Origin of the sequence: Streptosporangium sp. CA-115845, assembly GCF_050943795.1 — a bacterium.
Taxonomy (GTDB): domain Bacteria; phylum Actinomycetota; class Actinomycetes; order Streptosporangiales; family Streptosporangiaceae; genus Streptosporangium.
On record NZ_CP191988.1, the window covers coordinates 7,718,192 to 7,734,706 of the forward strand.

General features: G+C 67.1%; 20 protein-coding genes and 1 pseudogene. 9 read left to right on the forward strand and 12 right to left on the reverse strand.

What is annotated here, in order from left to right; genetic code table 11:
* Positions 1 to 13: 13 nt before the first annotated feature.
* The 3 genes from ACQP0P_RS37015 to ACQP0P_RS37025 all read right to left on the reverse strand — a co-directional run bounded on the left by ACQP0P_RS37015 (position 14) and on the right by ACQP0P_RS37025 (position 1,637).
* Positions 14 to 586 carry a DUF6461 domain-containing protein gene (locus ACQP0P_RS37015; RefSeq protein ID WP_433364470.1) on the reverse strand — a complete coding sequence of 191 codons (573 nt, stop codon included), beginning with the start codon at positions 584 to 586 and terminating at the stop codon, positions 14 to 16.
* 573 nt (positions 587 to 1,159) lie between these two features.
* Positions 1,160 to 1,291, reverse strand: coding sequence for a hypothetical protein (locus ACQP0P_RS37020; protein ID WP_433364473.1), 132 nt, complete (start codon positions 1,289 to 1,291; stop codon positions 1,160 to 1,162).
* A 10-nt stretch (positions 1,292 to 1,301) separates the two neighbouring features.
* A complete protein-coding gene (locus ACQP0P_RS37025) occupies positions 1,302 to 1,637 on the reverse strand; it encodes an ATP-binding protein (protein WP_433364476.1) in 336 nt (111 codons plus the stop codon).
* A gap of 40 nt (positions 1,638 to 1,677) precedes the next feature.
* Between ACQP0P_RS37025 and ACQP0P_RS37030 the strand changes: the two genes are divergently transcribed.
* The 3 genes from ACQP0P_RS37030 (at position 1,678) to ACQP0P_RS37040 (ending at position 3,542) form a co-directional block, all read left to right on the forward strand.
* A complete protein-coding gene (locus ACQP0P_RS37030; protein ID WP_433364478.1) occupies positions 1,678 to 2,523 on the forward strand; it encodes a helix-turn-helix domain-containing protein in 846 nt (281 codons plus the stop codon).
* Positions 2,514 to 2,762, forward strand: a complete 249-nt coding sequence (locus ACQP0P_RS37035) for a DUF397 domain-containing protein (RefSeq protein WP_433364480.1) — start codon at positions 2,514 to 2,516, stop codon at positions 2,760 to 2,762. Before ACQP0P_RS37030 ends, ACQP0P_RS37035 begins: the two co-directional genes overlap by 10 nt.
* A 297-nt stretch (positions 2,763 to 3,059) precedes the next feature.
* Positions 3,060 to 3,542: a winged helix-turn-helix transcriptional regulator gene (locus ACQP0P_RS37040; RefSeq protein WP_433364483.1), complete on the forward strand. Its 483-nt coding sequence runs from the start codon at positions 3,060 to 3,062 to the stop codon at positions 3,540 to 3,542.
* A 118-nt stretch (positions 3,543 to 3,660) separates the two neighbouring features.
* On the opposite strand, the gene ACQP0P_RS37045 is transcribed toward ACQP0P_RS37040, so the two are convergent.
* From ACQP0P_RS37045 to ACQP0P_RS37060, 4 genes are all read right to left on the reverse strand, one after another.
* A complete protein-coding gene (locus tag ACQP0P_RS37045; protein WP_433364486.1) occupies positions 3,661 to 4,083 on the reverse strand; it encodes a gamma-glutamylcyclotransferase family protein in 423 nt (140 codons plus the stop codon).
* Between the two features lie 386 nt (positions 4,084 to 4,469).
* The gene (locus ACQP0P_RS37050) at positions 4,470 to 5,231 is read right to left on the reverse strand and encodes an SDR family NAD(P)-dependent oxidoreductase (protein WP_433364489.1); all 762 of its coding nucleotides are present in this window, start codon (positions 5,229 to 5,231) and stop codon (positions 4,470 to 4,472) included.
* A gap of 308 nt (positions 5,232 to 5,539) precedes the next feature.
* Positions 5,540 to 6,973, reverse strand: coding sequence for a reverse transcriptase domain-containing protein (locus ACQP0P_RS37055; protein ID WP_433364492.1), 1,434 nt, complete (start codon positions 6,971 to 6,973; stop codon positions 5,540 to 5,542).
* Positions 6,974 to 7,417: 444 nt separating this feature from the next.
* A complete protein-coding gene (locus ACQP0P_RS37060; RefSeq protein ID WP_433364495.1) occupies positions 7,418 to 7,588 on the reverse strand; it encodes a hypothetical protein in 171 nt (56 codons plus the stop codon).
* A gap of 106 nt (positions 7,589 to 7,694) precedes the next feature.
* On the opposite strand from ACQP0P_RS37060, the gene ACQP0P_RS37065 reads away from it, so the two are divergent.
* Positions 7,695 to 8,618 carry a helix-turn-helix domain-containing protein gene (locus tag ACQP0P_RS37065; protein WP_433364498.1) on the forward strand — a complete coding sequence of 308 codons (924 nt, stop codon included), beginning with the start codon at positions 7,695 to 7,697 and terminating at the stop codon, positions 8,616 to 8,618.
* Here ACQP0P_RS37065 and ACQP0P_RS37070 read toward each other — a convergent pair.
* Together ACQP0P_RS37070 and ACQP0P_RS37075 are read right to left on the reverse strand one after the other, a co-directional pair.
* On the reverse strand, positions 8,572 to 8,772 hold the full coding sequence (locus tag ACQP0P_RS37070) for a type II toxin-antitoxin system PemK/MazF family toxin (RefSeq protein ID WP_433382298.1): 201 nt from the start codon (positions 8,770 to 8,772) through the stop codon (positions 8,572 to 8,574). The two genes, ACQP0P_RS37065 and ACQP0P_RS37070, sit on opposite strands and share 47 nt — an antisense overlap.
* Before the next feature lie 31 nt (positions 8,773 to 8,803).
* Positions 8,804 to 9,034 (reverse strand): hypothetical protein, encoded by a 231-nt coding sequence (locus ACQP0P_RS37075; RefSeq protein WP_355625348.1) that lies wholly within the window; start codon positions 9,032 to 9,034, stop codon positions 8,804 to 8,806.
* A gap of 410 nt (positions 9,035 to 9,444) precedes the next feature.
* Between ACQP0P_RS37075 and ACQP0P_RS37080 the strand changes: the two genes are divergently transcribed.
* The 5 genes and pseudogenes from ACQP0P_RS37080 (at position 9,445) to ACQP0P_RS37100 (ending at position 15,026) form a co-directional block, all read left to right on the forward strand.
* Positions 9,445 to 10,770 carry a GAF domain-containing protein gene (locus tag ACQP0P_RS37080; RefSeq protein ID WP_433364502.1) on the forward strand — a complete coding sequence of 442 codons (1,326 nt, stop codon included), beginning with the start codon at positions 9,445 to 9,447 and terminating at the stop codon, positions 10,768 to 10,770.
* 136 nt (positions 10,771 to 10,906) lie between these two features.
* A complete protein-coding gene (gene adh, locus ACQP0P_RS37085; protein ID WP_433364505.1) occupies positions 10,907 to 12,424 on the forward strand; it encodes an aldehyde dehydrogenase in 1,518 nt (505 codons plus the stop codon).
* Positions 12,424 to 12,810, forward strand: a pseudogene (locus ACQP0P_RS37090) (DUF779 domain-containing protein); the annotation flags it as partial. The gene adh and the pseudogene ACQP0P_RS37090, both read left to right, overlap by 1 nt.
* A 148-nt stretch (positions 12,811 to 12,958) precedes the next feature.
* Positions 12,959 to 13,822 (forward strand): hypothetical protein, encoded by an 864-nt coding sequence (locus tag ACQP0P_RS37095; RefSeq protein ID WP_433364508.1) that lies wholly within the window; start codon positions 12,959 to 12,961, stop codon positions 13,820 to 13,822.
* Positions 13,809 to 15,026, forward strand: a complete 1,218-nt coding sequence (locus ACQP0P_RS37100; protein ID WP_433364511.1) for a helix-turn-helix domain-containing protein — start codon at positions 13,809 to 13,811, stop codon at positions 15,024 to 15,026. Before ACQP0P_RS37095 ends, ACQP0P_RS37100 begins: the two co-directional genes overlap by 14 nt.
* Here ACQP0P_RS37100 and ACQP0P_RS37105 read toward each other — a convergent pair.
* The 3 genes from ACQP0P_RS37105 to ACQP0P_RS37115 all read right to left on the reverse strand — a co-directional run bounded on the left by ACQP0P_RS37105 (position 15,001) and on the right by ACQP0P_RS37115 (position 16,457).
* The gene (locus ACQP0P_RS37105) at positions 15,001 to 15,225 is read right to left on the reverse strand and encodes a hypothetical protein (protein WP_433364514.1); all 225 of its coding nucleotides are present in this window, start codon (positions 15,223 to 15,225) and stop codon (positions 15,001 to 15,003) included. The two genes, ACQP0P_RS37100 and ACQP0P_RS37105, sit on opposite strands and share 26 nt — an antisense overlap.
* A 208-nt stretch (positions 15,226 to 15,433) precedes the next feature.
* On the reverse strand, positions 15,434 to 15,571 hold the full coding sequence (locus ACQP0P_RS37110) for a hypothetical protein (protein WP_433364516.1): 138 nt from the start codon (positions 15,569 to 15,571) through the stop codon (positions 15,434 to 15,436).
* Positions 15,572 to 15,644: 73 nt separating this feature from the next.
* On the reverse strand, positions 15,645 to 16,457 hold the full coding sequence (locus tag ACQP0P_RS37115; RefSeq protein ID WP_433364519.1) for an SAM-dependent methyltransferase: 813 nt from the start codon (positions 16,455 to 16,457) through the stop codon (positions 15,645 to 15,647).
* Positions 16,458 to 16,515 lie beyond the last annotated feature (58 nt).

Here is a 16,515-nt window from a genome sequence, read left to right on the forward strand (position 1 = left end):
CTGCTGGCCAACGTTACGACTTGCTTGGTTCTGGGACGAGGCCCCACATGAACGTGGAGCCCTTCAGTAGTTGCTCCGTCGCCCTGATCCCGGTCAGGTGCTCGACGAGCAGGAAAGCCGGCCCTTCGTAGAGCGGGGGAAACGATGGGTAGAGCTTGTCGATCTCCGTCATCGTGTCCGCGAGTTCGTCCGGGGTCTCCGTCAGATGTTCTTCATCGACTCCTAGGCGGAATCTGATCTCGCCGTTCTCGCACCAGTAGAAGTAGTCCATGCCCTTGATGGCGAGTGCGGCTTGGGAGACGAGGCGGGTGCCCTGGGAGAGTTCAGTGATCACGTTTTCGCAGGTGCCGAGCCAGTCAGGGTCGAAAACGAACGTCCAGTCGCCGATGGAGGTGACGCCGAGAGGCTCCCCAGAACGTGGGTAGTGATCCGGGTCGTCGGGGAAGGGGCCCGGCGTGAAGTCCTCCCATCGACCGCCGAGGCGGGTAATCACCTGCTCAGGCGTGGCACGGATGTAGATGAAGCTGTAGCACTCCTCGGAGTATTCGCCGCAGAGCCAAGAGATATCGAGGGGCTGCATAGTCATGTCGTCATGCTGCCAGCCGCCACCGACAGACACAGAACCCGGTCGTCACGGGCCGATGGGGCTGGGCGCAATACGGCGTGACGCACCCCTGGCCAGCGTGAACTCAGGATTCTGGCGATCGGTGAGCCTTTTCATCCTCCCAGTCGGACAGCTCAGGAGCGGGTGATGTGGAGTTGCTTGGACTGGGCGGGATCGCCCGACGACCTGCCCGGCGGCCTGGGTGTTCACTTATACCGGCTTAGCCGCTCTGAGCTGCGGCTTCAAGGATGAAAAAGTCTCACTGCTACGTCCCCCATGACCTACTTGGTTTGTTCGTCCTGTGAGCCGATCCACCCGGACCCAGTATCGATGGCTGAAGAACTGCGTGCCCTGCTGTCCTGCGCACGCACCCAGGCGCCACGATCGGTGATCTCCCACCGGCTGTTCCGGCTTCTTCTCCTGGTGCGCCGACTCCGGCGTCGACGAGCTGATCACGCCGGCCGAGACGATCGAAGCATGGTGGCCCGAGACGCCGGCGTTCATCACCACGCGTGTCACCAACGCCCGAACCGACCGCTTACGCTCTTCCGAGATTCAGGGCCACGCCGTCAACTGGAACCACACCGACTTGCCGTAGGGGTTGAGGGTCCAGCCCCAGTTGTGGGAGAGGTCTTCGACGACGGCCAGGCCCCTGCCGGAGGTATCCAGACAGTTGGCCTGCCTCATTCTGGGACGGCTATGCAGCGTCCACGGTCATCAATTCTTTCTCCCTGATGGTTCTGATGCGGATGGCGGTCGGGTCTGGAACATCTGACGAGCCGTGTGCGATCGCGTTGGTGACGAGTTCGGAGACCAGGAGTTCGGCGATTTCCGGGGGGTCTTCCGACGTGTTCCAGTCGGTGGCGATGTCCCGGACGAATCGGCGGACGGAGGCCACGTTTCTCGTTTCGCGCGGTATCCGTCTCTCCCCCAGCACGGCCAGGGAAGGGTCCAGCGTGTAGCGATATTCGATCAGTGCCGCGTACGCCTTGAGAGCCTCTTTTCCGGTCTCCTCTTCTTCCTTGGAATCCATATGGCCAGCATGCCGCCGAATGGCTACGCCTGGTAGTCGAATGGTTGCCGTCGACGAGCGTTGGGGATTCGCACGGCCGTTGTTAAATTCCGGCAAGGAGGGCATCCTGGTCGACCTCTACACACCTCAGGCAATATGGGGCCGGGAGCTGAAGCACTACCGGAAAGCGGCCGGGCTCACCCAGAGTCAACCGGCCGAGAAGATCCATTTCAGCGAGTCCCTGATCAGCGGGGTGGAGACCGGCCAGCCCCCGGCCAGCCCCGAGTTCGCCGACGCCTGCGACGCGGTCCTCAACACCGGCGGCGCCCTCCGCCGCCTCCTCGACTGGAGGAAGGGGCAACAGTTCCCGTCGTGGTTCGGCAAGTGGCGGGCAAGGGAACCGGAGGCAACCGAACTGCGCGCCTACGAACCTCTTCTGATTCCAGGGCTGCTTCAGACCGAGGCTTACGCCCGTGTGGTGATGCATGGCGACGAGATAGCCCTGAGAGCTCGCCTGGAACATCAGTCGATCCTCACCCGGGAGAATCCGCAGCCCCCGATCCTCCGATGCATCATTGATGAGGCTGTTCTCTATCGCCCCATAGGCGAACCCAAGGACATGCGAGGGCAGCTGGAGTATCTGTGTTCCATAACCAGCCCCACGCTTAGTATCCAGATGATTCCCCACGGGATGCATCCGGGTCTGCTCAGCGGGTTCACCATCGCAACCTTTGATGGTGGAATCGATGTAGCGAACGTGGACACGGCTCTACATGGACTCACCGTCAATGATCACGAAGAAGTCCGCTACGCAATCCGGAAGTTCGAGTCCATCAGGACCGAGGCGTTGCCGCTACGCATGTCGATAGACCTCATCAAAAGGACGGCAGAGGAAAGGTGGGCCTGAGCAGAGCTCAATGGCGTAAGTCCACTTGGACCGGGGACAACGGCGGAAACTGCGTTGAGGTCGCGGAGCTCAAGGATGTCGTCGACGCCCCCGGCCACAAGGCCGAGCACCCCGAGCTGATCGCCGTACGCGACTCCAGGGACCCCGAAGGCCCCAAGCTCTTCTTCACCCCCGCCGAGTGGGACGCCTTCCTCAACGGCGTGAAGGCCAACGAGTTCGACCGCGGCCGGTCGCATTGACCACAAACTGGCGATCAAAGGTTGGCGTTACCCGGAACATATCCGCCCTCCCAGGTCAGAGGCATGATCACAGGCAACGCCGAACTTTCACGCTGTCGGATGACACGCCGCCCGGCCCGCCGGCCGGGTGGCGTGCGTGGTCACGGGCCTGGCCGGAGCCTGCGGGAACGCGTCGATCACCTCGCCCACGACCTGCGGGTGCGACCGATGGGGTCACCCCCTGTCCGGAGCGTGACCTGACCCGCACCACCAACGCCTACGGTCAGAGCACTACTATCCCGCGAGGAGGGAGAAACGTTGCTCGGCCGTACCTATGACAACCAGAACTGCTCGGCGGCGCGCGCACTGGAGATCATCGGCGAGCGGTGGAGCCTGCTGATCATGCGGGACGCCATCTTCCGAGGACACACCAAGTTCACCGAGTTCCAGCGTCAGCTGGGCATCGCGCCGAACGTGCTGGCCAGCCGCCTGGAGAGTTTCGTCGCGGCCGGTCTGATGCGGACCCGCCGTTACACCGAACACGGCGACCTTCATGAGTACGTGCTGACCCCGAAGGGCCTCGACCTGCAGCCTGTGATCATCGCGTTGACCCGCTGGGGTGACCGCTGGGCCGCACCCGACGGCCCCCCGGTGATCTTCCGGCACAATGCCTGCGGCGGGCATGTCGACCAGCGACTGTCCTGCGCCGACTGCGGGACCTCACCACCGCCGGCCGACGTACGGGCGACACCGGGCCCCGGCCTGTCGAAGACGGCGAGACGGGAGACCACGGCTTCTTGAGCATGCCGACCCGAAACGGCGCCGGCCGGTGAACGGCAGGAACGCCCGCGGCGCCTCCTGACCCGCTCCACGTCAGCCGAGGTCGAGAAGTCGCTCGCGGGGTCGATCAGCTGGATCTTCAGGATCCGGTGGCGGGAGCGGTCCGCGTGATCGCGTCGGCCTGAGCGTCGAGCGGGCGGCGGGAGCGGAGGTCCTCGGCGGTCGCGGCGTCGATGTAGACCCAGGCCTTCGCGCCGGACCGCAGATCCGCTTCGACCCGTAGGTAGTCGTCGACCTCGTAGGCATCGGCGGCCGCGAGATCCGCCGGGGTGAGGGTGAACACCGTGCCTTCGACCGCGTCGTGCGGGTCGTCGGAGCGCACGGCCACCGGGTGCTCGTCGCTTCCACTGTCGGAGATCACCGAGGGATCGGTGATGGTCAGTGCCTCCAGGCGGAAGCCCAGCAGGGCGTCGGGGCGACCGGCGAGTTCCCGTCCGAACCGGGCCACCTGCACCTGCGGCAGCCGCAGGGTCCCGTAGGAGAACAGCAGATGATCGGACAAGCGAACCCCCCGGGAGTAGTACGGCACCTTCAACGGCAGACCGGTGCTTGATCCGGCGATTGCCAGGATATATGGGCATCTATTCTGTGAGCCGTCCTATCGGGGCTCCCTGGTCACCCGTCGGCGCGGGTCTCGTACCGCGTTCACCCGGGGGCGGCGCCCGCCATCCGTCCGCCGCTCCCGCACCGAGCCGTCTCCGGTCTCGGAGATCGCCCGGGCCACCGAGCCGTCCGGTGCTCCGGGGAGGGCGGGGCCACGGATCTTCTCCGACCCCACCGGGTGCGGGTGACCTCACCCGCGCCTGACCGGCCGCGCGACCAGGGACCGTAGCGGTGGCCAAGTCGGCCCCGAAAACCGCGGCACCCCGGGAGGGCTCGCGTAACGACTCAGTCCACGCTCATGCCGCAGGTCAGGTTCACCACTGATCCCGATATCGCGGCGGCGCCGTCCGAGGCGAGGAATGCCGCGGTGCGAGCCACGTCGTTCAAGCTGGGCAGGCGCTTGAGCAACGTCACGCCTTCGAGGAAGGCACGGAACTCGGCCTCCGGCATCGGCAGGTCCGGCGCGTCGATCGTCTCGCCGATGCGATGGGGCCGCAGACAGGCGACCCGCACGCCGGCCGGTCCGAGTTCGGCCGCGAGCGTCCGGCTGAGCGCCTCGACGCTCGCACAGGCGACCCCGAATCCACCGGTCCCCGCGACGGCCAGCGTGGCCGGCGACGCGGAGAGCGTGAGGATGGCGCCCGAACCGCGCTGGACCATGTGCCGTCCTGCGATGCGCGAGGTGAGGAACTGCGACGACACCCAGGCGGTGATCGGGGCCACGAAGTCGGCAAGGGAGAGTTCGAGCAGCGGCACACCCTGCACCGGCTGGATACCGATCGCGTTCAGCACTACGTCCGGCGCCCCGGCACGACCGGCCACCTCGGCGAGGTGGTTCTCCACTTCGGACTCGTTGGAGGCGTCGACCCGCGCCACGTGCGCGGTGCCGCCCTTGGCGACGATCTCGCGCTGCACGTCCTGCACGGACGTCGACGTACGACCGCTGAGGAACACCGTCGCGCCCTCCTCGGCGAAATGACGTGCGACGGCGCCACCCACCGCGCCGCCGGCGCCGAAGACCACCGCGACCTTACCGCTGAGGAGCATCAAACGTTCCTTCCGTTGATCGTCATCATGATCGGGGAACGATCATCGCTTGCATGATGCAAGTGCGTCAACCCGGCCGGAATTGATGTGAGACGGCACAAGGAGCCGGGAGCCGAACGATGATCTGGACAACCAGGTTCACCGCTTCCACTCATCCTGAGTTTCAGGCCCATGCCGCCGAGCGCAGGGTAGGCCGTCAGCGAGGTGCCAGCTGTGCTGGTCCTTTTCCGACGGCCTCCCTCCGAACCCGCCGTGCGACTTTCACCGCAACGGGCTCTCCAGTGACTTATGCGTGATTTAGCGGCTCGTCATCTGTTATGGATGACGTCGTGGCATGGGTGGCAGACGACTAAGGTCTTACGTCGTCGTCTGGCCATGATCCTTGCCCACTCAGGCTGCGTTGGTCCGGTTGCCGGAAGATCGGCGAGTTTCCTGACCTGGTGAACAGTCGCCTTGTCATTTCGTCCGCAGATCTCACAATGAGCTGACAGAAGGCGCTCGATGAGCTCCTTCCGGCGGGTCGTGTCCCGAGCCGGTTGCAGGTCGGTGAGGACCGCGAACTTCTGCCGTTTGAGAGGAATACCGCCGAACCGTGCGACCAGTGGTTTCCTGCCCGGGCCGCGTTCGCGACTGCCTTGCAGGCAGATGCGTCGCCCCGTCGGTGTCTCGATGGTGGTCTTGAGTTTCCTGACCATCTTAGCGACCGAGCTGCGATGCTTACCCGCCGGCGTTTTCAGCAGCGAGGTTTGCATGACCCAGTGCAGCCGACTCAGTCTGTAGACGTCACCGGCCAATGGGTAATACTGGACGACGCCCCGATACCGTGCCCCGTGAACATTGATGATGGAGTAGTCGTCCATGGCCGTCAACGAGGGTTGGCGCGCGGGTTTACCGCGTTGAAGATAGGGGGCGCATTGAGCCTTGATAACCGTTGCGGGGACATTTAGCGAGATCATCGCAGTGAGCCCTCGGCGGCCATGACTGATTTTGGTGTCGTCATGCTTGACGGCGATCTCATAGCCGAGAAATCTCGCCGCCCTGGTACGGGCGTGCGTGATCAATGTCTTGTCTTGCGACAGTTCCAGTTTGAGGTCTTCACGCAGGAACTGTGCAAGGCGTGCCTTGATATGTTCGACCTCGCTCTTCGGTCCGGCGAACCCGAGCAGGGTGTCGTCGGCATAGCGCACATATCGCAGCCGCCGGTAGCCCGGATCGCGTGGATCCTTGCTGGGCAGGCTGCGCAGCCGTCCGCGTAACTCCCGCGCCAAGGCACGGTCACCACGTTTTCGGGCCTGAGCGAGCGCCTGTTCCACCTTGCGGTAGGCGGGATTGCGGTTTCTGCTCTCGCCTTGGGTGTATTCCGGGATCAGAACCGTCTCGACGAAATTGTCCAAGCGGTGCAGGTAGATGTTGGACAGGATTGGGGAGAGCACGCCACCTTGCGGGGCACCGCTGAGTGTGGCGTTCCAGACCCGGTCCTCCAGGTATCCGGCTTGGAGCATGTTGCGCAACAGCCTCAGGAACCGGCCATCGCGGATCTTCTCCGCCAGGATGTCGATCATGATGTCGTGATCGAGCGATCCGAAGCAGTCGGAGACATCCCCTTCGATGAACCAGCTCGTCCCGGTCCAGGTGGTGGCCGCTTCGCGTAACGCGGTGTGGCATCCCCCGCCGGGACGGAAACCGTGGGAGTGGCCGGAGAAGGACGGCTCGTAATACGCCTCCAGGAGAAGGCGGATCACTTCGCCCTGTGAACGGCTTTCCCGTTCTCCCTGGCAGGACGTGACCCCTGCGACTACTACGAGAACTCCGTCGCCCTGAGGCTCGCGCCTTGTAGGCGATCCCGCGTTCGTCTCCGTTATACGTGTCAGCGTGACTTAGGCGGCCCACTCATCTCCTTGAATGCCCTCACTGGGCATCGCCCCTGCACCCTGGAGGTTGCGCCGGCCGTTCCAAGATGCCAGCGCAGGATGCGGCGCCGGTTTCAGGCGTCTTTCCGGCGGATGCGTCTTTTCATCGACTGGAGATTAGGCTTCAGGCAATCCAGCTTTCGCCATATCACGCGGGTCTCGCGGCGGCCCACATTTGACGCCTACGCTGTGTTCGCTGCTTTCGTTGACATGCTATTTTTCCCTTCGCCTTTCGGGTCCAGGTAAAGTCATCGACCCATGAACATTCCTCCAAGTTCATCCCGGCTTAGCCGGGGATATAACGGAGCGCCTCGCGGCGCACTGGAACCAGACGGACTTTCCGTAGAGGTTGAGAGTCCAGCCCCAGTTGTGGGAGAGGTCTTCGACCAGTGCCGCGTACGCCTTGAGAGCCTCTTTTCCGGCCTCCCCTTCTTCCTTGGAATCCATATGGCCAGCGTGCCGCCGAATGGCTACACCTGGTAGTCGAACGGTTGCCGTCGACGAGCGTTGGGGATTCGCACGGCCGTTGTTGAATTCCGGCAAGGAGGGCATCGTGGTCGACCTTTACACACCTCAGGCAATATGGGGCCGGGAGCTGAAGCACTACCGGAAAGCGGTCGGGCTCACCCAGAGTCAGCCGGCCGAGAAGATCCATTTCAGCGAGTCCCTGATCAGCGGGGTGGAGACCGGCCAGCTCCCGGCCAGCCCGGAGTTCGCCGACGCCTGCGACGCGGTCCTCAACACCGGCGGCGCCCTCCACCGCCTCCTCGACTGGAGGAAGGGGCAGGTCTTCCCCTCCTGGTTCGGAAAGTGGGCCGACAAAGAGCAGGTGGCGACGGCTCTGCGCGCATACGAGCCAATCTTGATTCCCGGACTGCTCCAGACCCCCGAGTACGCCCGCGACGTTCTCTACGGGGACGAGACCACCGTGCAGGCCCGACTCGCACGCCAAGGAATATTCAGCCGGGAGAGTCCCGCGCCGCCGCTCCTACGATGCGTGATCGACGAAGCGGCAATCCATCGTCTGATCGGAAGCCCTCAGATCATGCGCGCGCAACTTGAGCACCTGACCTCGATCATCACTCCCCGTATCAGCGTGCAGGTGGTGCCACTCGGAGGCATGCGTGCGGGCCTTGAAGCGGGATTCACAATCGCTACGCTGGAAGGCGGAAGCGAGGTAGCTTACTTTGGCACGGCCGTTCGCGGGCTGGTCACCAGCGACCAGGACGATATCTCAACAGCCGCAGAAAAATTCGAGGCCATTCGCATAGAGGCACTTCCATTGGACATGTCGATGGACCTCATTAAGAGAACGGCAGAGGAAGCGGGCTCGGTGTGCTCCGCGTCCTCTCTACTGGAGCATGCCAAGGACGGTGTGCAGGGCGTCGTCGATCTCTTCGATCTCGGCTGGGTCCAGGCGCCCCGCGAAGTCACCCAGGCGGTGCGGGGCGACAGCCATGGTCTGCTCCGACCATGATCCGCGTCTGCTTGCCGAGGAGTTCGACCTCGGGGCGGAAAGGCGCGGGAGGCGCACTGGCCGAGGTCGGGGCGATGAGCACCGTGGAGAGATGAGCCAGGAAGTCTGACTGGAGGATTACCGCGAAACGCTCACCTCGTTGCTCATGGGCCATCGCGTCACGAGGAGCACGCAGCCGATACACGTCACCACGCACGCAGGTGCTCCGTGTCTCTCATGATCGCTTCCGCTTCGGCCCTGTCTGCGGGATCGTTGGCCAGCCTCTCGGCTGCGACTCGGGCCAACTCCATGCGGTGGAGACGCTGAGCGATGACGAGCGCTTCGCGAACGGCTTCGGTCGCCGAACGGCCATCGGAGGTCAGCTCGTTCAGAGCCTTCTCCGCCTTGGCATCGAGATCAACAGTCAACATGCCCATATCTTCACTGTACGACCAGGCGTCTCGCAGGTCTTCGACCGAATTTCGTAATCATTTGGATGCTCACAGTAATCGAAGCTTAGTGATCGTGCCTCCGCACATCAGCCGTAGGACCTGCACCGGGGTGACAGGGGACCGGCCAGGGCTTCACGGGGCCACCCGGTGACGGCTGCCTACGGCCCGCAGGCGTGGATCTCCGCCGCCGCCCGTACGACCCCGTCGTCCAGCCGCCCGGGGCCGGCGTCGCGAGAGGCGGACGGAGTAAGGCACGCAGGCAGGCGATGCCTTCCAAGGGCGTCCCGCCCGCCGGAGCCGACAGGCCTGAGATGTGCGGCCCCGTCCCGAAAGGGTGCGCCGTAGCGCGTGGTGAGGCATCATCACGGTAGGCGGCAACGGGTTTGAGGCAGGTCATGGAAGGAAGCCAGGCACTGCGCCGGCAGCGCACCAACCTGGAACTGGAGTGGACACGCTGGCTCCAGGGCGGGCGCCCGCATGACCGCGAGCGGCTCAGGAAGGAGATCGTCGACTCCTGGGGCCGGTCCATCGCGACGGTGCGCCCCGAGCAGGACAGCGCCCCCGAGGAAGGCGAGGCCCGCCAGCGCTGGCGGGCCTCGCCGCTGCGCGAGCCGCTGACCGCGATCGCCGACGAGCTACGCGGGATCACCGAGGACGGCGGTTTCATCGCGGCGGTCACCGACGAGACGGGCACCATCATGTGGACCTGCGGCGGCCGGGTCATGCGGCGGCGGGCCGAGGCGGTGAACTTCGCCCCCGGAGGCCGCTGGGACGAGCAGGCCATGGGCACCAACGCGCTCTCCCTCGCGCTGCGCACCGGCCGCCCGACCCAGGTGTTCTCGGCTGAGCACCTCGTGCGGGCCCTGCACGGATGGGTCTGCTACTGCGCCCCGATCCGGGCCCCCGGCGGCCGGGTTCTCGGCGTGCTCGACCTGTCGAGCACCTGGGAGCGCTCGCACCCCCTGGCCATGCCCGCGCTGCACACCCTGGTCGGCGCCATCGAGAGCCGGCTGGCCGAACGGATGGGCTCCCCCTCCGCAGGCGGGCCTTCCATCCAGGGCTCCTTCGCCGCGAGCCCCGACTTCGCCACGGGTCCCGACTTCACCGGGGGTCCCGACTTCACCGGGGGTCCCGGCCGGAACGGCGGCTCCGGTCTGCGGCTGCGCGCCCTCGGCGGCGCCGGGCTGAGTCGTGACGGCGTTCCCGTCCGGCTACCCCCTCGCCGGCTGGAGATCCTCACCCTGCTCGCCCTCGCGGGACCGCAGGGACCCGGGATGTCCCCCGAGCGGCTGATGGACGAGCTGTACGGCGAGCGGCAGGTCGCCGCGACCACCCTCAAGGCGGAGGTCTCCCACCTGCGGCGGGCGCTCTCCGGCGCGCTGGCCACCCGGCGGTACGAGCTGACCGCGCCCGTTGGCTGCGACGCCGCCGAGGTGCTCGCCGCCCTCCGCGCCGGGCGGGTGGAGGAGGCGGCGCGGCTCTACGGCGGCCCCCTGCTGCCGTGGTCCGACGCGCCGGGGATCAGGACCTGGCGCGAGCACATCGAGGTCGCGCTGCGCGAGGCCGTGCTCCGCTGGCACGACCCGGGACCGGTGTTCCGCTTCGGCGAGCTGCACCCGTACGACCTGGAGGTACACGAGCGGGCCCTGGCGGTCCTCGGGCCCGGTGACCCGCGCAGAGCGGTGGCGCTCGCCCGCCACCGCACGGCGCGGAACGACTGACGCCGCCCCTCGGCACCGTCACCCGTCCGGAGGCTCCGGAGGAGCATCCGGCACCGTCCACTCCGACGCCAACCTTTCACCAACCTCGCCCATCCATCGTTGGCTCTGTTACAGCCGCGTGAAGGAGGGCGAAACCATGGTCTACGCACCACCCGGTTCCGAAGGAAGCATCGTCAGCTACGCCTCCCGGTACGACAACTTCATCGGCGGCGAGTGGGTGCCCCCGGTGGACGGGGCCTACTTCGACAACCCGAGCCCGGTCACCGGGCAGACCTTCACCAGCGTGGCCCGCTCCACCGCGGCCGACGTCGACCTGGCACTGGACGCCGCCCACAACGCCGCCGAGTCCTGGGGCCGGACCTCACCCGCCGAACGGTCGCTCATCCTCAACCGGATCGCCGACCGCATCGAGGAGAACCTGGAGCGGCTCGCCGTCGCCGAGACCTGGGAGAACGGCAAGCCGGTACGTGAGACGCTCGCCGCGGACCTGCCGCTGGCCGTCGACCACTTCCGCTACTTCGCCGGGGTCGTCCGCGCCCAGGAGGGCGGGATCAGCCAGCTGGACGAGGACACCGTCGCCTACCACTTCCACGAGCCGCTGGGCGTGGTGGGCCAGATCATCCCGTGGAACTTCCCCATCCTGATGGCGGTGTGGAAGCTCGCCCCCGCCCTGGCCGCGGGCAACTGCGTCGTCCTCAAGCCCGCCGAGCAGACCCCCGCCAGCATCCTGCTGGTGATGGAGCTGATCGCCGACCTGCTCCCGCCCGGTGTGATCAACGTCGTCAACGGGTTCGGCGCGGAAGCGGGCCGGCCGCTGGCCTCCAGCCCGCGGGTGGCCAAGGTGGCCTTCACCGGCGAGACCACGACCGGACGGCTGATCATGCAGTACGCCTCGGAGAACATCATCCCGGTGACGCTGGAGCTCGGCGGCAAGAGCCCCAACATCTTCCTTCCCGACGTCACGGCCTCCGACGACGACTTCCTGGACAAGGCCATCGAGGGTTTCGTGATGTTCGCCCTGAACCAGGGTGAGGTGTGCACCTGTCCCTCGCGGGCCCTGATCCACGCGTCCATCTACGACGAGTTCATGAGCAGGGCGCTCGACCGCACCAGGGCCATCATCGGCGGCGACCCGCTGGACCCGGCCACCATGATCGGCGCGCAGGCGAGCAACGACCAGTACGAGAAGATCCTGTCCTACATCGACATCGGGCTGAAGGAGGGGGCCGAGCTGCTCACCGGCGGCGGCCCGCGCACGGTTCCCGGCCTGGAGGGCGGCTACTACATCGAGCCGACGATCTTCAAGGGCACCAACGACATGCGCGTCTTCCAGGAGGAGATCTTCGGGCCGGTGGTCTCGGTGACGACCTTCGACTCGGAGGACGAGGCCCTGAAGATCGCCAACGACACCCTGTACGGCCTGGGCGCCGGAGTGTGGACCCGCGACATGAACACCGCCTACCGGTTCGGCCGGGCGATCAAGGCCGGGCGGGTGTGGACCAACTGCTACCACGCCTATCCGGCGCACGCCGCGTTCGGCGGCTACAAGCAGTCGGGCATCGGCCGCGAGAACCACAGGGTCATGCTGGACCACTACCAGCAGACCAAGAACCTGCTGGTCAGCTACTCACCCAAGAGACTGGGCTTCTTCTGATGCCGACCGGCCCCACCGGTGAGCCGCACCCGCTCCGAGTGGAGCGGGTGCGGCTCAGCCCCGCCGCCGGGGAACTGCTGACCGTGCTCCACGAACGACACGGCCCGTTGATGTTCCACCAGTCGGGCGGCTGCTGCGACGGCAGCTCGCCCATGTGCTACCCCCGGGGCGAGTTCCGGGTCGGCGGCGCGGACCTGCTGCTGGGCGTGCTGGCCCTGGACACCCCGTTCTGGATCAGCGCCTCCCAGTACGCCTACTGGCGGCACACCCACCTCACGGTGGACGTGGTCCCCGGCCGCGGCGGAGGGTTCTCCCTTGAGGCCCCGGAGGGGGTGCGCTTCCTCATCCGCTCCCGGCTGTTCACCGACAAGGAGGCCGAGCGGATCCTGGCGGAGCCTCCCCTGCCGAGCGGGGCCGCCGGCGACGCGAGGGATGGACAACATCAAATAGAGTCACAGCGGGAGTACGATGCACGGAAATGAAGTGTCGGCGGTGAGCGTCTGACACCGGGCGAAGCGTGAGCGGAGGTCGCCGATGGGCAGGGGGTCGTCGTCGCCGGGCCAGGCGGGGTCAGGCTGGGCGAGGGAACGGTTCGGCGAGCGTGCCGAGATCGTACGGCGGCAGCTGGCCGCCTCGCTGCTTGAGGCGATGGGCAACGCGCAGGACGCGCAGAGCTCCGCGCACAGCGACAAGCGGTACACCTACGGCTTCACCATGATGGCCAGGCGCTACGAGGCGCTCGCCGAGGGACTGCGTGACGAGCCGGGCTTCCGGCTGGTCAGGCCGCATGGCTCGGCGCACCACCTGGTGGTGCTCGGCGGCAACCTGCTGCTGCCGTTCCGCTACGCCGAGGACGACCGCACGCCGATCTCCGAGGCCCGGATCAGCGACGGCCGCATCTCCTCGCTGGTCCGCGAGCTGTTCGACCGGTTCGGCCCGGCGACCTCCTACCGCCAGGAGGAACTGGACCTGGCGCTCGACGGGGAAGGTGCCCAGGAGGAGCTGGACCTGTCCGCGGGGGCGGACGGTCCGGCCACGGTCCGCCCCGCGCTCACCGGACTGCCCGACGAGACCCGGCTGGTCCCGGTCGCCTACGCGGGCAACGCGCAGGCCGGCCTGCTGCGGCTCTACTGGGGCGAGGCGGAGCTCGTCGACGAGTTCGGCAGGATCCGCTGGCTGCACCACGAGCCGATCCCGTTGCCGTCCGCCTCCACAGGTCCCCTCAGCGGCCTGTGGGCGACGGAGCCCGGTGCCGCGTCGCGTTTCGACGGCGGCCTCCTGCCCGACCTCGCACTGAGCACGCGGTCTTCAGCCGAGCGGAAGAATGGCAAGATCTTCCCCGTAGGTAGTGAGGCACCAGAGGAAACCGCGGTCACCGGCGACAATGAGCAACCGTAACCAGACCCCCCTGTCCGGCGTCGCCGAGGGCGGTCCGAGCCCGCAGGCCGTCACCGACGCGTTCGACCAGGCGCGACTGACCCAGGCGCGGCAGCTGGCGGGGATGACGAAGAAGGACCTGGCCGAGCGGATCGGCGTCACCCCCGCGGCGGTGGGGCAGTACGAGACGGGCATGACCCGTCCACGCCCCGAGCTCGTTCCCCGCCTGGCCGACGTGCTCGGCGTGCCACCGGCGTTCTTCCTGCTCGGCCGCCCGCACGGCAAGCTGGACGGGTCCATGGCGCACTTCAGGAGCCTGCGCTCCACCCGTGCCCACCAGCGCGCCAAGGCCGCGGCCTTCGTCGAGCAGGTCTGGGAGCTGGCTCACGCCCTGGAGAAGCAGGTCAGGCTGCCGGACGTGGCCCTTCCCGGTTTCTCCGGCGGCGAGGTCCACTCCGGCGTCGAGTTGCCCCGCGACCCCGTCCAGGCCGCCCGTGCCCTGCGACGGCTCTGGCGGCTGGGCACCGGCCCGCTGTCGCACGTCGTTCGGCACATGGAGGCGCAGGGGATCGTCGTGGTCCTCCCTCCGCCGGACGAGGACGCCACCACGGTGGACGCCTTCTCCACCTCCCAGCTGCCGCGCCCGATCGTGGTGCTGACCGCCAACCGGTTCGACGACATCCACCGCTACCGCTTCACCGCCGCCCACGAGCTGGGCCATCTGGTGCTGCACGGTGACACGGCCTCGGGAGACACCCAGCAGGAGCGCGAGGCCGACGTCTTCGCCGCCGAGTTCCTCACCCCGCGCGACAGCATCCTGCCCGAACTGCCCGGCCGCCTCGACCTGCGCAGGCTGGTCGAGCTCAAGCGCACCTGGGGCGTGTCCGTCGACTCCCTGCTGTACCGCTGCCGCGAGGTCGGCCTGATCTCCGACTCGGCGGCGAGCCGCGCCTACCAACGGCTCAAGACGCTCCGCGACCAGCCGGGCTTCGCCGCCGAGCCGATCAGCGGCTACCCCGGCGAGCAGCCCGTGCTGCTGCGCCAGGCCTTCGACCTGGCCGTCGGCGAGACCGGCCTCACCATGGAGCGGCTCGCCGCCCAGCTGGCCTGGCCGGTCTCCCGGGTGCGTGAGCTGCTCGACCTGCCCGACCAGCGCCCGGCGTTGCGCCTCGTACCCGACGCGTCCGCGGCGGGCGGCCCTACTCGTCCTCGACGCGCTCCCTGATCCATTCCATGCCGTCCTGCCAGGAGGCGAACGCCTGGAGATAGCGGCCGTCACGGGCGTGGAAGGCGTGATACCGGAAGTCCCCGTCACTGCCCGTACGGATCAGGTCGTAGACGTCACCCTTGGAGCGGTACCACACGCACTCGCCGTCAGCGGGACGCGAGGGCGAGGCATAGGCGAACTCACGCGTGATGGACATGTGACGGATGCTACGGACCGACGAATCCGCAGGCAATGCCGTATCCATTTCATTCAGGGATAAAGTTCGCCCTTCCGGATGGCTGACACACCCGGCATCCGGGCGGTACGGCGGCCTCGGCCCGTGCCAGGCGGGCATGCCCGGCACGGGCCGAGCCCCGGCTCTCACCCGGCGGGCGGTGTGGGGGTGGGGCTCACCCGGTGGCCGGTCAGGTGCAGGTCGCCGCGGCGACGGAGGGAACCGCGGGCCGGCCCGCGCTGCAGGCGAGGGCGAACGACAGGGCGAGGATCGCCGCGGCGATCACGCGTACGTTCCTGACGACACCGGACTGGCACGAATGTGTCAACTAAGTTCACCGCCCGCCGGGTGGAGGCGTCCCCGGACGATGCCGGCCGTCCGGGAACGGTACGGATCGCCGGTCAGGGAACCCGTCCGACGGCGCCCACCGTGACGGCGCCGGCTCCCGGCGGGATGACGACGTCGCTGAGGTCGGGCCGCCAGTCGTAGACGGGCACCAGACCGGGTTCGAGGACCTCCAGCCCGTCGAACAGTTCGCGGATCTGGGTGAGGGTACGAGGGAAGACACCGCCCGCGGTGGTCGTGCCGTAGACACCACGGCCCTGGCGGACCTGCTCCTCGCTGAGGTCGCCGGAGGTAACGTGAGAGATCACCACGTGGCTGCCCGAGGCCAGCCGCCGCCCGAAGGAGGTGGCGATGTCGGCGGCCTCCTTGTCATCCGCGACGAAGTGCAGGATGGAGACCATGAGGACGGCGACCGGCTGGTCGAAGTCGATGCGCTCGCGGACCTCGGGGTGATCCAGGATCGCATCCGGCTCCCGCAGGTCCCCGGAGAGCACGGTGGTCTGCGGGTTGTCGGCGAGCAGCGCGCGGGCGTGCACGAGCACGATGGGATCGTTGTCGACGTAGACCACCCGGGAGTCGGGCGCCTCGCGCAGGACGACCTGGTGCACGTTCTCCTGCGTCGGCAGGCCGGCGCCGATGTCGATGAACTGGCGGACCCCCGCGGCGGCGAGATGCCGCACGGTGCGCCCGAGGAAGGCGCGGTTGGAACGCGCCACGTCCTTCACGTTGGGGACAAGCTCCACGATCCTGTCACCGGCCGCCCGGTCAGAGGCGAAGTTGTCCTTGCCTCCCAGGTAGTAGTCGTACATACGTGCCACACTCGGGACCGTGGGGTCGATTCCCGCCGGGACCTGCTCGTGCTCAGTCATATCCTCGCCTTCACCACTCTTTCCCGGCATGCTAGACGAGCGGCGAGCATTTCAGATC

Excerpts from the sequence above, each read along its gene's own strand:
- ACQP0P_RS37095 (WP_433364508.1), top strand. The coding sequence starts at position 12,959 with ATGGGCAGGGGGTCGTCGTCGCCGGGCCAGGCGGGGTCAGGCTGGGCG.
- ACQP0P_RS37020 (WP_433364473.1), bottom strand. The coding sequence starts at position 1,291 with ATGAGGCAGGCCAACTGTCTGGATACCTCCGGCAGGGGCCTGGCCGTC.
- ACQP0P_RS37025 (WP_433364476.1), bottom strand. The coding sequence starts at position 1,637 with ATGGATTCCAAGGAAGAAGAGGAGACCGGAAAAGAGGCTCTCAAGGCG.
- ACQP0P_RS37075 (WP_355625348.1), bottom strand. The coding sequence starts at position 9,034 with ATGGGCATGTTGACTGTTGATCTCGATGCCAAGGCGGAGAAGGCTCTG.
- ACQP0P_RS37050 (WP_433364489.1), bottom strand. The coding sequence starts at position 5,231 with ATGCTCCTCAGCGGTAAGGTCGCGGTGGTCTTCGGCGCCGGCGGCGCG.
- ACQP0P_RS37115 (WP_433364519.1), bottom strand. The coding sequence starts at position 16,457 with ATGACTGAGCACGAGCAGGTCCCGGCGGGAATCGACCCCACGGTCCCG.
- ACQP0P_RS37100 (WP_433364511.1), top strand. The coding sequence starts at position 13,809 with ATGAGCAACCGTAACCAGACCCCCCTGTCCGGCGTCGCCGAGGGCGGT.
- ACQP0P_RS37070 (WP_433382298.1), bottom strand. The coding sequence starts at position 8,772 with ATGGCCCATGAGCAACGAGGTGAGCGTTTCGCGGTAATCCTCCAGTCA.
- ACQP0P_RS37015 (WP_433364470.1), bottom strand. The coding sequence starts at position 586 with ATGACTATGCAGCCCCTCGATATCTCTTGGCTCTGCGGCGAATACTCC.
- ACQP0P_RS37080 (WP_433364502.1), top strand. The coding sequence starts at position 9,445 with ATGGAAGGAAGCCAGGCACTGCGCCGGCAGCGCACCAACCTGGAACTG.
- ACQP0P_RS37030 (WP_433364478.1), top strand. The coding sequence starts at position 1,678 with ATGGTTGCCGTCGACGAGCGTTGGGGATTCGCACGGCCGTTGTTAAAT.
- ACQP0P_RS37060 (WP_433364495.1), bottom strand. The coding sequence starts at position 7,588 with ATGGATTCCAAGGAAGAAGGGGAGGCCGGAAAAGAGGCTCTCAAGGCG.
- ACQP0P_RS37105 (WP_433364514.1), bottom strand. The coding sequence starts at position 15,225 with ATGTCCATCACGCGTGAGTTCGCCTATGCCTCGCCCTCGCGTCCCGCT.
- adh (WP_433364505.1), top strand. The coding sequence starts at position 10,907 with ATGGTCTACGCACCACCCGGTTCCGAAGGAAGCATCGTCAGCTACGCC.